Origin of the sequence: Pantoea sp. ACRSC (assembly GCF_022346785.1) — a bacterium.
GTDB classification, from domain to species: domain Bacteria; phylum Pseudomonadota; class Gammaproteobacteria; order Enterobacterales; family Enterobacteriaceae; genus Pantoea; species Pantoea alvi.
This window is the reverse complement of sequence record NZ_JAKRNN010000022.1, coordinates 41,510-55,972: the sequence shown is the minus strand read 5'-3', so window position 1 is coordinate 55,972 and position 14,463 is coordinate 41,510. Positions and strand designations below refer to the sequence as shown.

15 protein-coding genes, 2 pseudogenes and 1 riboswitch are annotated in these 14,463 nt (G+C 59.5%); of the genes and pseudogenes, 5 read left to right on the top strand and 12 right to left on the bottom strand.

The genetic code is table 11. The features are described 5' to 3' along the window. The first annotated feature begins 98 nt into the window (after nt 1–98). A complete protein-coding gene (locus MHZ97_RS18330; protein ID WP_158253400.1) occupies nt 99–257 on the top strand; it encodes a hypothetical protein in 159 nt (52 codons plus the stop codon). Here the strand turns inward: MHZ97_RS18330 and MHZ97_RS18325 are convergent. The 9 genes from MHZ97_RS18325 to MHZ97_RS18285 all read right to left on the bottom strand — a co-directional run bounded on the left by MHZ97_RS18325 (nt 254) and on the right by MHZ97_RS18285 (nt 7,346). Further along, the gene (locus MHZ97_RS18325; protein WP_103796962.1) at nt 254–772 is read right to left on the bottom strand and encodes an O-acetyl-ADP-ribose deacetylase; all 519 of its coding nucleotides are present in this window, start codon (nt 770–772) and stop codon (nt 254–256) included. The two genes, MHZ97_RS18330 and MHZ97_RS18325, sit on opposite strands and share 4 nt — an antisense overlap. Nucleotides 773–840: 68 nt before the next feature. Further along, complete coding sequence (locus MHZ97_RS18320) at nt 841–1,782, bottom strand: ABC transporter substrate-binding protein (RefSeq protein WP_239315345.1); 942 nt, start codon at nt 1,780–1,782, stop codon at nt 841–843. Between the two features lie 9 nt (nt 1,783–1,791). Beyond that, entirely contained in the window at nt 1,792–2,526 is a 735-nt protein-coding gene (locus tag MHZ97_RS18315; protein ID WP_239315344.1) for an ABC transporter permease, read from the bottom strand. Further along, nucleotides 2,519–3,253: an ABC transporter ATP-binding protein gene (locus tag MHZ97_RS18310; protein WP_239315343.1), complete on the bottom strand. Its 735-nt coding sequence runs from the start codon at nt 3,251–3,253 to the stop codon at nt 2,519–2,521. The genes MHZ97_RS18315 and MHZ97_RS18310 overlap by 8 nt, the downstream gene beginning before the upstream one ends. Further along, on the bottom strand, nt 3,250–4,218 hold the full coding sequence (locus tag MHZ97_RS18305) for a HesA/MoeB/ThiF family protein (RefSeq protein WP_103796966.1): 969 nt from the start codon (nt 4,216–4,218) through the stop codon (nt 3,250–3,252). The genes MHZ97_RS18310 and MHZ97_RS18305 overlap by 4 nt, the downstream gene beginning before the upstream one ends. Before the next feature lie 12 nt (nt 4,219–4,230). Then, entirely contained in the window at nt 4,231–4,989 is a 759-nt protein-coding gene (locus MHZ97_RS18300; protein WP_103796967.1) for a thiazole synthase, read from the bottom strand. Nucleotides 4,990–4,992: 3 nt separating this feature from the next. Beyond that, nucleotides 4,993–5,190: a sulfur carrier protein ThiS gene (gene thiS / locus MHZ97_RS18295; RefSeq protein WP_239315342.1), complete on the bottom strand. Its 198-nt coding sequence runs from the start codon at nt 5,188–5,190 to the stop codon at nt 4,993–4,995. Further along, a complete protein-coding gene (locus MHZ97_RS18290) occupies nt 5,174–6,115 on the bottom strand; it encodes an FAD-dependent oxidoreductase (protein ID WP_239315341.1) in 942 nt (313 codons plus the stop codon). Before MHZ97_RS18290 ends, thiS begins: the two co-directional genes overlap by 17 nt. A 140-nt stretch (nt 6,116–6,255) precedes the next feature. Further along, nucleotides 6,256–6,375: riboswitch (TPP riboswitch) on the bottom strand. A 41-nt stretch (nt 6,376–6,416) separates the two neighbouring features. Then, nucleotides 6,417–7,346, bottom strand: a complete 930-nt coding sequence (locus tag MHZ97_RS18285) for a DMT family transporter (RefSeq protein ID WP_239315340.1) — start codon at nt 7,344–7,346, stop codon at nt 6,417–6,419. 602 nt (nt 7,347–7,948) lie between these two features. Here MHZ97_RS18285 and MHZ97_RS18280 point away from each other — a divergent pair. The 4 genes from MHZ97_RS18280 (at nt 7,949) to MHZ97_RS18265 (ending at nt 11,777) form a co-directional block, all read left to right on the top strand. Next, nucleotides 7,949–8,842 (top strand): SDR family oxidoreductase, encoded by an 894-nt coding sequence (locus MHZ97_RS18280; RefSeq protein ID WP_239315339.1) that lies wholly within the window; start codon nt 7,949–7,951, stop codon nt 8,840–8,842. 85 nt (nt 8,843–8,927) lie between these two features. Next, nucleotides 8,928–10,769: a glycoside hydrolase family 15 protein gene (locus tag MHZ97_RS18275; RefSeq protein ID WP_239315338.1), complete on the top strand. Its 1,842-nt coding sequence runs from the start codon at nt 8,928–8,930 to the stop codon at nt 10,767–10,769. After that, nucleotides 10,769–11,188 (top strand): VOC family protein, encoded by a 420-nt coding sequence (locus tag MHZ97_RS18270; protein WP_239315337.1) that lies wholly within the window; start codon nt 10,769–10,771, stop codon nt 11,186–11,188. Before MHZ97_RS18275 ends, MHZ97_RS18270 begins: the two co-directional genes overlap by 1 nt. Nucleotides 11,189–11,609: 421 nt before the next feature. Further along, the gene (locus MHZ97_RS18265; protein WP_103796973.1) at nt 11,610–11,777 is read left to right on the top strand and encodes a general stress protein; all 168 of its coding nucleotides are present in this window, start codon (nt 11,610–11,612) and stop codon (nt 11,775–11,777) included. A 242-nt stretch (nt 11,778–12,019) separates the two neighbouring features. Here the strand turns inward: MHZ97_RS18265 and MHZ97_RS18260 are convergent. The 3 genes and pseudogenes from MHZ97_RS18260 to MHZ97_RS18250 form a co-directional block, all read right to left on the bottom strand. After that, nucleotides 12,020–12,433: pseudogene (locus tag MHZ97_RS18260) on the bottom strand (Tn3 family transposase); the annotation flags it as partial. Between the two features lie 300 nt (nt 12,434–12,733). Then, nucleotides 12,734–12,997: an immunity protein gene (locus MHZ97_RS18255; RefSeq protein ID WP_239315336.1), complete on the bottom strand. Its 264-nt coding sequence runs from the start codon at nt 12,995–12,997 to the stop codon at nt 12,734–12,736. Continuing rightward, a pseudogene (locus tag MHZ97_RS18250) lies at nt 12,997–13,428 on the bottom strand (klebicin D activity protein); the annotation flags it as partial. The pseudogene MHZ97_RS18250 and the gene MHZ97_RS18255, both read right to left, overlap by 1 nt. Between the last annotated feature and the right edge of the window lie 1,035 nt (nt 13,429–14,463).

Here is a 14,463-nt window from a genome sequence, read left to right as displayed (position 1 = left end):
CACGCCAGGGCTGGCATAAGTTTTTAGTAGAAGTGTAAATCGGCTATCACCCCCGCTGCTGCTATGTTAAATAAGGCTTTTTTTAGCGGGAGTCTGGCATGTCTGCATACTTACTGGTTTCGCTTATGGCGCTCTGCATCGCGCTGGGATTCTTAATCACGGGCGTTAAGCGCCAGCAGAAAAACCTGCTGACGCGAGCGGGCGTCTATGCGGTGGTGGCTGTGGTACTGCTTATCCTTGGTCTGGTGATGAATTAGTTCAGCAGTCCGGCATATATCTCGAAATTCTCCTCATCGAAGCAGACGACGATCACCTCTTCCAGCGCGGGATTGTCCGCCAGCGCCTCGCGCATCGCCGCCAGCGCAATCTCAGCCGCCTTCTGCTTTGGAAAGCGGTAGATGCCGGTGCTGATGCTGGGAAAGGCGAGCGTTCTGATATCGTGCTGGCGCGCCAGCGCAAAGCAGCTCTGATAGGCGCGCTTTAGCAGCTCCGCCTCTTTTTGACTGCCGCCGTTCCAGACCGGCCCGACAGTATGGATCACATAGCGCGCGGGCAGTTTGCCTGCGGTAGTGATCACCGCGTCGCCGGTATGACAGCCGCCCTGACGGTTGCGAATGATTTTGCACGCCTCCAGTATCTCCGGCCCGCCGGCGCGGTGAATCGCGCCGTCCACGCCGCCCCCGCCGAGCAGCGAGCTGTTCGCCGCGTTAACGATAGCGTCAGCCTCAATTTTGGTAATATCGCCCGCCACCAGCCTGATCTTCTCTGTCATCGTAAGCTCCTTATCCTTTTTCTTTAGTCTAGTCGCGTCGGCTAAAGGGCATGAGACAAAGCGCGCATTTACTGCGACGGCAGCGAGTAGCGCGTCATCGGTGCCATCTGGCTGATAAGCTTATTGTCCAGCATATAGCGGGCAAAAGCCTGATAGCGCGCCGCGTCGAATCGGCCGGCATCGCTGGCGAACAGCGGCAGCGTCGCCTGCCACGCCTGATGGTTAAGCGGCGTGTCGAGTTCCGGGTAAGCGCGGATAAATGCCTGCCAGACCGCTTGCGGATGCGCGCGCAGGTAAGTAACCCCCTCGTTCAGCCCGTGAAGAAACTTGCCAATGCGCGGATCGGTCGCCGCCGTATTAGCGTTGGCCAGCAGGATCAGTTCGTCATAGGCGGGCACCCCGTGATCTTCCGGCTTGAACGTCAGGGTATCCGCGCCCTGCTGCTTAAGCTCCAGCAGCTCATAGTTGCGATAAATGGTCATCGCGCCGCTGATTTTGTGGCTGAGCAGCGCCGAGGCGGCATCCATATTGAGGTTGATCAGCTTTACCTTATCGACGTCCACGCCCGCTGACCTGAGCATGGTCTGGATGGCGACATCTTCAAAGCCGGGAATAGCGTAGCCGAGCGTTTTTCCCTCGAAATCTTTTAGCCTGTGGATATCGCTGCTTTTCAGCGCGGTCAGGGTGTTGAGCGGCTGGTCGATCAGCGTGCCGACGCGGATCGCCGGTACCCCTTTATCCACCAGCGTATAGAGCTGCGGCTGGTAGCCTACGGCGAGGTCCGCCTTCCCTGCCGCAAGCAGCAGCGGCACCGAGGCGGAGTCCGCCGGCGCAATCATCTCGACGTCCAGCCCCTGACGCGCAAAGGCGCCGCTCTCTTTGGCGGCAAAGATCGCCGCATGGTTGGGATTAACGAACCAGTCGAGCAGCAGGCGCACCTTCTGCGCCGCCTCGGCGGGCGCGGCCGCAGCGATCAGCAGCGCCGCCAGCATCAGCATCACTTTTTTCACGATTATTCCTTATGCAGAGTAGAGAAAGCGGCGGCGCAGCAGCGCGACAACGCCGGATAACAGCAGCGCCAGCAGCATTAACAGCGCCAGCGCGGCGAAACTGAGCGGCGTGTCGAGACGCGCGCTGGCGTGCATCATCAGATAGCCAAGCCCTTCGCTGGCGCCGACCCATTCGCCGATCACCACGCCTACTGGCGCGAGGATCGCCGCCATCTGCAGGCCGGAAAAGAAGTTCGGCAGCGCGGCGGGCCAGCGCACGTGCAGAAAGAGCCGCAGCCGCGATCGGTTCATGGTCTGTGCCAGCTCCAGCCAGCCGGGCGGCGTGCGACACAGCCCGTCAAACAGCGACAGACAGAGCGGGAAAAAGACGATCAGCGCCGCGACCAACACTTTGGAGGCGACGCCGAAGCCGAGCCACAGCACCAGCAGCGGCGCCAGCGCGAATACCGGAATGGTCTGGCTGGCGGCGACCAGCGGAAACAGCAGGCGGCGTAGCAGCGGGCTGGCGGCCATCGCGATCGCCAGCAGCACGCCCGCGCCGCCGCCCAGCAGCAGCGCCAGCGCAATCTCGCCGAGGGTATAGAGGGCGTGATGGGCCAGCAGAGCGTGCTGTTGCCGCAGCGCCTGCCCCACCGCCTGCGGAGAGGGCAGCATAAATGCGGGCACGCCGCTGTAGCGCGCCAGCTGCCACGCGCCGCCGACGATCGCCAGCAGCCAGGCCAGGCTTAGCAGGCGCTTAATCATGGCTGAGCAACTGAAACAGCTGGCTTTGCGCCCGCAGGATCGCCTCTGACTGCGCCGAGCGCGGCACCTCGCCATCGGGGGCGGGCACGTCGCGGACGCGCAGCGGCACATCCTCCAGCAGCCAGATATCATGCGCCAGGCGGCACGCCTCGAGCGGATCGTGCGTCACCAGCAGCAGCGTTCTACCGCGCAGCAGCCCGGCGGTCAGGCTCTGCAGACGGAGTCGGGTCATCACGTCGAGCGCGGCGAACGGCTCATCCATCAGCACCACCGGGCGATCCTGATAGAGGGTGCGCGCCAGCGCGACGCGCTGGCGCATGCCGCCGGAGAGGGAATCGGGCCGCGCATCCCCCAGCCCGGCGAGGTCAACCTGCGCCAGCAGCGCCTCGGCGCGTTTGCCGTCGGGCCGCTGACCGTTGAGCCGTGCGCTGAGCATGACGTTGTCGCGCACCGACAGCCAGGGATAGAGATCGTCACGCTGCCCCATCCAGGCGACCTGCTGCGACAGCGCCCCCGGCAGCGAACTGCTGACGCCTCCCTGCTGCGGCGTCGACAGGCCCGCCGCCAGTCGCAGCAGCGTGCTCTTGCCCGCGCCGCTGCGGCCCAGCAGCGCGTTGGTTTTGCCGCCGCGCAGCCGCAGGCTAAAGCGCGCGCAGAGGGGTTTGCTCTGCCAGCCGAAGGTGACGTCGTCGAAGAGAATATCGGGGCCGCACGGCGTCAGGCTCATAGCTGGTTTGCCGCGATAATCGCCAGCTGGCTGACGCCGCGCTGCGCCAGCGCGTCCGCCGCCTTCGCCGCCCGAATGCCGCTGGCGCATACCAGCACCACGCGCCGACCGACCGGCGGCTGCCATGTAGCGATCGCCTCAGGCAGCAGCCGCTCGACCTGCGCCGCCACGCTGTGCGGCGCTTCCGCCAGGCTGCGCAGCTCAAGGATACAGTCATCGTCACGCAGCAGATCGCGATCGATAAAGGGAACGGCGGGCTGCGTCGGCTCCTGTGCGTCGTCAAAGCGAAAGGCGCGGAAGTGCCACTGGCTAAAGTCGCAGTTCACCAGGCTACCGAGCGGCGACGGCGTCAGGCCAAGCAGCACGCTGAGCGCCATCTGCGCCTGCATCGCGCCCAGCGTTGCCACCGCCGGCCCCATAACGCCCGCGGTCGCACAGCTGGCGGCCGAGGCGGGCAGCCGCGGAAACAGGGCACGATAGCCCGGCGCGGTGCCGCAAAAGCCACCGACATAGCCCTGCCGTCCCAGCACCGAGGCGCTGATCAGCGGAATATTGCGCAGCTGGCAGGCGTCGGAGAGCGTATAGGTCACGGCGAAGCTGTCCGCCGCGTCGATCGCCAGGTCCACCTGCGACAGCGCCTGCCCGACGGTACTGGCGCGCAGCGCCTGCTGCTGCGCCTCGGTGATGCAGTCGCGGTTGCGCGCGGCCAGCGCACGCGCGGCGCAAAACGCCTTAGGCTGGCCAACATCCTCCTCGGTGTAGAGCGTCTGGCGATGCAGATTGTGCAGCTCCACCCGGTCAGGGTCCCAGATGCGCAGAAAGCCGACGCCCGCCCCCGCCAGCAGCGGCAGCAGCGCCGATCCCAGCCCGCCCGCGCCGACCACCAGCACGCGCGCGGCGCGCAGCCGCCGCTCTCCCGCCTCGCCGATTTCCGGCAGCATCTGCTGCCGCTGATAACGATTCATCATCTTGTCCTGTTAGCTGAGCTGCGCCAGACCAAACACTGGCGTTGACGCGGCGGCCATATCGCGCCGCTCCATCAGGCCCGCCTGATGCGCCTGATGCCCCGCGCGGATCGCATCCGCGAAGGCGCCCGCCATCGCCGCCGGATCCTGCGCTTTCGCCACCGCGGTATTGAGCAGAATGGCGTCAAACCCCATCTCCATCGCCTGCGCCGCCTGGCTCGGCGCGCCGATACCGGCGTCAATCACCAGCGGCACCCCGCTGAACCAGGCGCGGAAGCTGCGTAGCCCTTCGATATTGCGCAGCCCCTGACCAGAGCCGATGGGCGCGCCCCAGGGCATCAGCACTTCGCAGCCCGCCTCCAGCAGCTTTTCGCCGACAATCACATCCTCGGTGGTATAGGGAAAAACCTGGAAGCCGTCCGCGCAGAGAATGCGTGCCGCCTCTACCAGCGCGAAGGGATCGGGCTGCAGCGTGTCGGCGTTGCCGATCACCTCCAGCTTTATCCAGGGGGTGTCGAAGAGTTCGCGCGCCATATACGCCGTGGTCACCGCCTCTTTCACGCTGTGGCAGCCAGCGGTATTGGGGAGCACGCGGCGGTTGAGCTGGCTGAGCAGATCGCGAAACGCGCCGCCCTGGCTGCCTTCGCGCCGCAGGCTGACGGTGATGATCTCCGCCTCCGCAGCGCAGATCGCCTGCTGCAAAACAGCGGGCGACGGGTAGCCAGCGGTGCCAAGCAGAAAACGCGAACGGGGAACAAAGCCGTAGAACATGGTTTAGCCTCCCTGCATCGGCGACAGCACTTCGAGACGGCACCCCGCCTCTAGCCGCTGGCTCTTATACTGCGCGCGCGGCAAAAACTGGCCGTTATAGGCGCTGGCGACGCAGGCGGCGTCGATCTGCCGCTCCTGCAGCAGCGCGGCGACCGTCGCCGCCTCGGTTTCCACTCGCTGACCGTTAAGTTCGATTTGCATGATTCGACTCCTGACTAAGCAGTTGTATAAGCTGCTGCGCCATGGCGGGCGCAAGCAAAAAACCGTGGCGGTACATGCCGTTAAGGGAGAAAACGCCGTCGCGGTAGCGCACTTCGGGCAGGTTATGGCGATAGGCGGGACGTCGTCCCGTCCCGCTCTCGACAATGCGCGCTTCGGCCAGCGCCGGGTGGATGCTCCAGGCGGCGCTGAGCAGCTCCATCATGGCGCGGGCGCTAATCGGGCTGGCGTCGTCACTCTCGACCATAGTGGCGCCGAGCATAAAGCGGCCCCCGGCGCGCGGCACCAGATAGCAGGGAAAACGCGGATGCAGCAGCCGGATCGGCCGGGAGAAATGAAGTTCGTCGCACTGCAGGATCAGCATCTCGCCGCGCACCGCGCGCAGTTCAGGCTGACGTTCCACGGCGTGAATGCCGCGGCAGTCGATAAGGGTTCCGCCTGGTTTACCGCGGTGAAAGGCGACGCCGCGCGCCTCCAGGCTGGCGCGCAGCTGGCGCAGGGCGTCGCGCGGATTAAGATGCGCTTCATCGGGGAAAAACAGGCCGCGCGCAAAGCGCCCCGCCAGCTCAGGCTCAAGCTGCGCGGGATCCGCCCACTGGTGCTGCCGCGTCATGCGGGCAAAGCGCGTCAGCTCCGCCGCGTCGCGCGGCGACGCCACCACCAGCGTGCCCTGATGCGCGACGCCGTCAACCCGCTGCGCCCACCATCCGGCGGCGCGCTGCCCCAGGTCGATAACCTGTTCAGGCGCGCTCTCCCCTTCGCAGAAAGGCGCCAGCATACCGCCTGCCCAGTGCGACGCGGGGGTCTCGTCGCTGACGATTACCTCTGGCGTTTCGCCCTGTTCAGCCAGCAGCGTGGCGACGCATAGCCCGGCGACGCCGCTGCCGAGTACCGACCAGCGGCTCATGACGCGGTCCTGACAGAGAAAAGTGTTTGAAATAGAGTTAGGTTCACGCTGGCCTCGACGTTGACGACCCGTGATACGTGAAGGGAAAGAGCGTGAGCAATGATCGAGCTCGCGCGGCAGGCATCTCATAAAGCGTAAAAACAATGAGATACAAGTCTTCCTACGCCAGTATCAACTGGGTCAGGTTCAAAGGGTCGCTAAACCGCGCGCTGCGCTCTTAGCCTCTCAGTCTCTCTGGCGAGACTCCCCCGACGGCCATTAGTTGTAGGGCAACTGCCTGCCCGACGTCAAGTACGGCGTGTTAATCAGCGGTCTCGCTGCGGGCAGTGAATCGCGCTGACGCCACCCGGCGACGCTCGCTTAAAACCGAGTAGATACCGGCGAACGCCACCAGGCTGGCACCGATCAGGGTGAGCTTTTCCGGCAGCGCGCCCAGGAAAATCACGCCGATAATCACCGACCAGAGCAGCGAGCTGTAATCGAACGGGGCCAGCAGCGAGGCGTCAGCGTAGCGCATGCTCAGCGTCAGCAAAATTTGCGTCAGTCCGCCGCACACGCCGCATCCCAGCAGCAGAAGCAGCTGCTCGCCCTGCGGAAAGCGCCAGCCAAACGGCAGCGTCAGCAGCGAGGTGGCGCCGGTCATGGCGGTAAACCAGAAGGCGATCGCGCCCGGCTTCTCCTTGCCGCTCAGATAGCGGATCTGAATCAGCGCGCCCGCCGTGCAGAGCGCCGAGAGCAGCGCCAGCAGCACGCCGACGGAAGAGGCCAGGCTGGCCACCGTCAGCCTGGGCGGGCCGCTGAGCGACAGGTGGCCGGAAAGCATAATCACGATCCCCGCGAAACCGGCCACCACCGACAGCCAGCGGTTGAGCCGCACCTTTTCGCGCAGCACCACGGCGGCAAGCAGCACGGTGAACAGCGGCGCGGCGTAGTTGATGGCGGTGGCGTCGGTCAGGGAGATATAAATCAGCGAGAGATAGCTCAGGTACATGCTGCAGGTGCCCGCCAGGCCGCGCCCGATATGCCCTTTCACATTGCGGGTTTTTATTCCCTGAATAATGCCGCCCTGAAAGGTCAGCCATAGCAGCAGCGGTATTACGCCTACCAGCGAGCGGAAGAAGATCACCTCCCCGACCGGCAGCGCCCCCTCCAGCCCTTTTACGCAGGCAAGCATCAGCGTCGAGCTAAGGGTCGCCATAATTTTAAGTGAAATTCCCGTCGACGCGCTCACGTCGCGCTCCTTATTTGCCCGCTGCAGAAAGTGAGCCTTCAGGTTAACGTAAAGGCGCGGGGCAGGCGGCGGGAAACCGCAGTAAATACAGCGTATTCTGCCTTTATGAACCTGACGCGCAGCATAAATATGCGCGCGATTTTTCCACCCGCGCCACGCTGCCGTCAAAAAAAATATTTACCGGTTTGCTTAGGGCGAGTGAATATAATTTCTCGCCGCGGCGGCGTACGCGGCCATCGCCAGACAAAGCGGCCGCAGCTGAAAAACCAGGCCAGAATAAATTTATATATTTCCGCAGACGCAAAATCAGAAACAATATCCAAGCAACTGAAGTTAATAGGATTTAAACACTTACCCTCTCTCAGCACTCGCTGGCAACCTCAAGTCACCGCAGGTTATATAAATCGTTTACTAAACCGTCAGTTAAATAGCCGTGGCAAAAAAAACAGTGCTGCTCGCCCTTAAACTCAAAAAGGCGTCTTATTATTAATGCTGATCCCTAAACAGGTGGATTTAATAAGCCAGCGCGAAATTAAATGTGACAAACCTCACATATGTGCCAGGCTTATTCTTATCCGAAAACGATGTGCAAGGAGCGAAGCATGAGTAATCAAAACGACAAAACACTCGTCCCGGTTGAATTTCCAACACCCTCTTTTCCGGGCCAGAAACAACCTGTGCCAGGACTTGCCAGCAAAATGGATCCGGTTCCGGACCACGGGGAAACCTCCTATCGCGGCACGGGCCGCCTGACCGGACGTAAGGCGCTGATTACCGGCGGCGATTCCGGTATCGGCCGCGCCGTCGCTATCGCCTACGCCCGTGAAGGGGCTGACGTGGCGATTAACTATCTGCCTGAAGAAGAGTCTGACGCGGCAGAAGTTATTCAGCTGATTGAAGCAGAAGGCCGCAAAGCCGTGGCGATCCCTGGCGATATCCGCGATGAAGCCTTTTGCCAGTCGCTGGTTAAACAGGCGGTAGAGAAGCTGGGCGGGCTGGATATTCTGGTGAACAACGCCGGTCGTCAGCAGTTTAACGAATCTATTCGTACCCTCTCCACTGAAGACTTCGACGCCACCTTTAAAACCAACGTCTATGCGATGTTCTGGATCACCAAAGCGGCGGTTGACTACCTGCCGCGCGGCGCGTCCATTATCAACACCTCATCCGTGCAGGCCTATCAGCCGAGCGAGATTCTGCTCGATTATGCGCAAACCAAAGCGTGTATCGTCGCCTTTACCAAGACGATGGCGCAGCAGCTGGGCAAAGAAGGCATCCGCGTGAATGCGGTCGCGCCAGGCCCATACTGGACGCCGCTGCAGGTTTCCGGCGGCCAGCCGCAGGAAAAAGTAAAAGAGTTTGGTGCCAGTGCGCCGCTGGGTCGTCCCGGCCAGCCGGTAGAGATTGCGCCGCTCTACGTGACGCTCGCCTCGGTCGAGAGCAGCTATACCTCTGGTCAGGTATGGTGCTCCGACGGCGGCACCGGCACGCTGTAACTTCCCTGCTATCCGTCCAACTGGCCGCCCTGTGCGGCCAGTTTTTTCGTCTGTAGAGAATGCGTTTCAGACAAGGATGCTTCTGATGAAAAACGGTGATTACGCCTCGCCCGTGCGCGAGGAGGGTTTTGCTGGCCTCGGCGACTACGCAGCGATTGGCGAAGGACGCTCGGTCGCGCTGATTGCCCCCGACGGCGCCATCGACTGGTGGTGTGCGCCCAATCTTGATTCGCCGCCGCTGTTCGATCGTTTGCTCGATCCAGACATCGGCGGCTTTTTCGCGCTTACGCCTGTTGAACCCTATCGCATGCAGCGACGCTATCGCGAAGAGAGCAACGTGCTGGAAACCTGCTTTACCACCGAGCAAGGCGAAGTGCGCCTGACGGAGTCGCTGAACAGCACCCTGGCGGGCCGCCTGCCGTGGAGCGAGCTGGCGCGTCGCGTGGAGGGCGTGCGCGGCAGCGTAAAGCTTAAACTCCATCTGCGCTTTGGTACCGTGGGGGAGACGCGTTCGCCGTGGATGGCCAATACCACGCAGGGCAATGTTTTTCATATCGGCGATATTATGGCGATGCTGCGCACCAGCGACGACGTAGTGATTACCCATATGGATGACGAGCAGGTGATTGCCGAACTGACCGCGCAGCAGGATTCCCGTTCGCTGGTGGCGCTGCTGATTACCCAGCGCGAGCCGCTGGCGGTGCCGGATCTCGAGGCTATCGATACCCGCATTGAAACCAGCCATACCGCCTGGCAGGACTGGACGCAAAGCCTGAGCTATGAGGGCGAGTATAAAGTCCACGTCAAACGCTCGGCCCTGTCGCTGAAGTTTCTCTGGTACTCCCCTACCGGCGCGCTGGCCGCGGCGGCCACCACCTCGCTGCCGGAAGGCATCGGCGGCGAGAAAAATTACGACTACCGCTACGCCTGGGTGCGCGACGCCTGCCTGATTATTAAAGCTTTTGTCTACCTCGGCGCGCTGGAAGACTGCAAAGCGGCCTTCTCCTGGCTGTCGCAGACTATCCTGCGCCACGGCATCGAGCTGCGCACCTGCTATACGCTGGAAGGGGATATCGTGCCGCCCGAGCGCTATCCGACCCTGCGCGGCTACAAAGATTCGCGGCCGGTGCGCGTCGGCAACAACGCCCGCGACCAGCGGCAGCTCAGCATGTATGGCGATATGCTCGCCACGGCACAGCTCTTTATCGAAGCAGGCCACGTACTGGATCTCGGCACCTCGCGCCTGCTGGGGCAGCTGGCTAACCACTGCGCCGACCGCTGGCGGCTAAAAGATTCCGGTATCTGGGAGCTTCACGACGAGCAGCACTATACCCATTCGAAAATGGCGTGCTGGCTGGCGCTGGATCGCGCGGTCGCCATGGCGAAGGCGCGCCATATCGAGCCAACCTGGATGGAGCGCTGGGAGCGCGAGCGCGACCGCATTCGCGACTGGGTAGAGGCGCACTGCTGGTCGGAGAGCAAGCAGGCCTACCTGTTTTACGTCGGCAGCGAAGATCGGCTCGACGCGTCGCTGGCGCTGGTGCACCACTACGGCAATGCGGTAAACCCGGCGCGTATGCGTTCCACCTACGCCGCAATCCAGCGCGAGCTGGGCCAGGGGCGCGCCATGCTCTATCGCTACAGCGGCGTGGAAGAAGAAGAGAGCACTTTTATCGCCTGCTCCTTCTGGCTGGCGGAAGCCTGGGCCTCGATCGGCGAGCCTGAAAAGGCGCGCGCCTGCATGGAGGAGATCCTCGAGACGCTGTGCGACAGCGGCAACGTTGAAATATTTAATGAGATGTTTGACGTGCGCAGCAACGAGTGGCGCGGCAACCTGCCGCAGGGTCTCAGCCACCTGGCCTTAATCTGCGCCGCGCAGGCATTGACCTGTCATCAACATAGTCAGAAAACCGAGGGAGAAGCCTGATGGCGATCAGAGGCATTGAGCATATCGGCATCACCGTCAGCAATATTGAGCAGGCGGAAAACTTTTTTATCGACGCGCTCGACGCGTCCATTCTCTACCGCATCGTGCCCTGGCAAAAGAGCGAACAGCGTATCGGCGGGGCTCAGATGCGCCCGGTGAACGGCTTTCCGCCGCAGCTGAGCGTGGTCGGGCTGTCGATGCTGCGCCTTGGCAACGGCTGTAATATTGAGCTGTTTCAGCTGGATCCCGGTATCGCCGACGATCTGGCAAATATTGGCCAGGCGGGTGTTAACCATTTCTCGATTCTGGTGGACGATATCAATGCGACGGCGGAAAAGCTCAAGGCGCACGGCGCGCGCTTTTATGACGGCCCGAGCGACTGTTTTGCGCAGGAGGCGGGGCCGGGCAATCAGACCTAGTTTTGCCTGACGCCGTTCGGCGTACTGATTGAGCTGATCGCCCTGCCCTCGCCGCTCAAGTATGACGACGAAGCGACCCGGACGCGCTGGCTGCCCGCCGAATGATCGCTTTACCGGACCGCGCTGCGGCGCGGCCATCTCGCCAGCAACAGCCTGAGTCGCAGGCCGCGGCAGACTATTTTTATTTTTTTACGTTAGCCAGAACCTGTACACCGTTATTATCTTTATACAACTTCACCTGTATTTTCTTTTATTTCCAGCCGCTTCCCCTCACCGGAAAAATATCTCTCCCGCGCCGCGAAATATACTCGCTTGCCGTAGCGCTTGCGCATTGAAACAGAGGTTCTAACCTTTAAAAGGTAAGACGCGCACAGCTTTTCACCTCTGCTGTGTTATTTTCAACTCATGAAGAGGACCCATTATGGCTCAACATCGAGGCGGATCAGGTAACTTTGCTGAAGATCGTGAAAGAGCGTCAGAAGCTGGTCGTAAAGGCGGACAGCACAGCGGCGGTAATTTTAAAAACGACCGTGAAAAAGCGTCCGAAGCGGGTAAAAAAGGCGGGCAGAACAGCCGCCGGGGTTCCTGACAGTTAACCGGCTTTACAGGCTGTCCGTAGCCTAAACACGCTCTACAGTCAGGACTAAACCGCTAATGAGTGCGCCGGGTTGCGAAGCCTGGCGCATATTTTTATGCGCGCGATAAGCGAAACAGATCGCGCTTCGCTAAATAAACGCGGTTTAATTAAACGCGACGCCTTCCCTTTCTGATCTCTTATTCATCCGCGTGCTGCTTTCACGGGGTCTGAGGGCCAATATAACGAAACTTGCGTTAAGGAGATAGTTCATTGTTTACAATAAAATTTAATGGCCTGAGTTCTCTGTTTAGAATATCATCCGGCAGGGTAAACCTGTAATACCTCAGTATATTGATATATCCGTGCATCTGTGGGGATAACCGGGCGATCTCCTCACCTTAGGTTTCTTCTCCATGACTGCGCATCCAGCGCGCCGTAGTCTGTCAATTTCTCCACCCGCCAAAAACGTTCTCACCGGCATCAGCAAGTCGGGGCGAGAACTGATATCCCAGTAACCGAAACAGGTTAAAGATAATGTCGCTGGCACCTGCCGTGTCCATCATTATCTCAACGAGATTAAGCCCTGTCTGCTGCTCCAGAAGGCCTTCAGGCACAAAAATGAATTCTGTAATATGCCATTTATCTGGCGCGTTTCCGGGGATGTAGAGGTTTTAAGGTCGCTCTTTTACTCAGGAGCTACCGGAAACATCGCCAGCACCCATCGGATGATTCTGGCAACATCTATTATGTTAAGTAAAGGCTGTGTTGGCTCAATTAATTCGAAATGTATCCCTGAGACCGCTGTTACGTGTCGGCTTAGAAATTCTGCCTCCTGGTTTAACGTGCTGCAAAATCTGACATCTTTTGTCTTTGACGCAAGCTGGGCAATTCTCAATGTAAAAAAATGCCCGGCGAACCCAAGTCTGCCGGACGCTGTTTGAAACGAATTCATCGGAAAGTATCGTCGATTATTCGATACCGTACTTCTTCTGGGTCACGAAAGCGGGTTCCTTCCAGTTTGGGCCCTTTTCAGGAAGAGGTTTACCCGTTTCAGTCAACTTGCCCTCTTTACATAAACGTTGATAAGTTCGAAGTAATTCACCATTTTCTATAACATCAAATTTAAATCGAACGTACATTCGATCAATGCCGGGATAAGGTGTTTGTGGAGCAAAATGAAGGAGAACATCCTCTACACTCTCATTTTTGTAAATACCTTCAAGATCTAACATTATTTACCCTCCTGAGCATTCCAATACGCTTCATCCGCTTCTGGCGTATACAATGGCTGGTCAATTTCGTTTATTTTATAGTCTTCAAGTGTTGCAGTATGCGTATTATTCCACACTTCATTTGCATTCTCAGGAATTTCACCATCAGCAATTCCCAGATTCCTGTACCGCTCCAGCTCACGGATTTCATGCGTATAAAAACGCTTGTCCGTATCGGTAGGCTGCAGTTCACCCCTCAGGATTTTTTCCAGGCGATTTATCATGACTTCATTGTCTGGTGATGCGCCAAACCGCCCCGTATGCAGCTTCACCCTGTCCACGCCCGCGCGGTCAATGGTAGCGCCTCTCCAGTCCAGATCCTGAACCGGGCCGCCAGCCCTGTCTGTGTTGTAATCACGACCGCTGTACTGACCTTTCGCTGGATGCGGGCCTGATTCTGCGGATTACTCATGTACTGCGAAACCGCCTGCTGCGTTGCGCGGGCCTGCCTGTCCGGCTCACCTTTGCTGCGGTCCAGCTGGGGAAACATCTCTTCCGGCTGGCGGTGGTTGGCGTTTGCCACCGCAATCTGAAGCTGTTCCTGACCGGTTCGCGGAGGTTCTGAAACCTTTGTCACCCCGGATGCGTTTCCATTACCGTCAAGCGTGACGCGGTAAACGTAACCGTCAACGTTTGCGATAAATACGCCGTCTGCGCCAAAGGCCGAAGGACTCCCGCCCCCCGTATTTCCACCCGGCGCATTGCTGCTTCCGCCGCCCCCGTTGTTCCCCGCAGGAACCCTGCTCCAGCCGCCCCCAATAACGATATGAGGCTGACCTGATGAATCAACGTAGCTACTGTTTGACGGATTGTAAGACCAGCCCCAGCCACCACCGCGTCCGCTCCCCCCAGACCTGTGGGCCCACCGTTTACACCTCCGGTAGGGCCACGACTGCCGCCTCCGAACTGGTTATTGTGTGCATTGTCACCACCATCCCCACTCATGCTTACTCCTTGTTTTATTGAGTCACAAACCACATTAACTGTATGTGCATACAGTATTAATGGTTAGCCGATGCTACTCTTTTTTCTTTGATATAAATCAACAAAAATTCAGGTGGATGGATTCAACACAGCGGAGTGAGAAGGTAATAAAAAAACCAGGGCTGAATTATCAAGTGCGTTAAACATCGGTTATGTTGAAAGCTATTTTGGTCGTGATGAGCTAATGACTATTCGTTTACCGAAGGATTTCAATATACCTGGCACTTACTCGATTACGGGGTTACGCCATATAAAATCAATAAAAAGTGGATGGAAATCCAGAGAAGAAAACATTCCCCTACAATCGGAAATTTTGAGGATTCAGAGGAACCAGCTGAGCACAGCATTTTCTGTCAGCAGCGCTAGTAAGACACTGTGCCGTTGATAGAGGCCTGCCTGCTAAATTAAAATTGAATATAAAAATGGATTGCCCTCTTAACGTA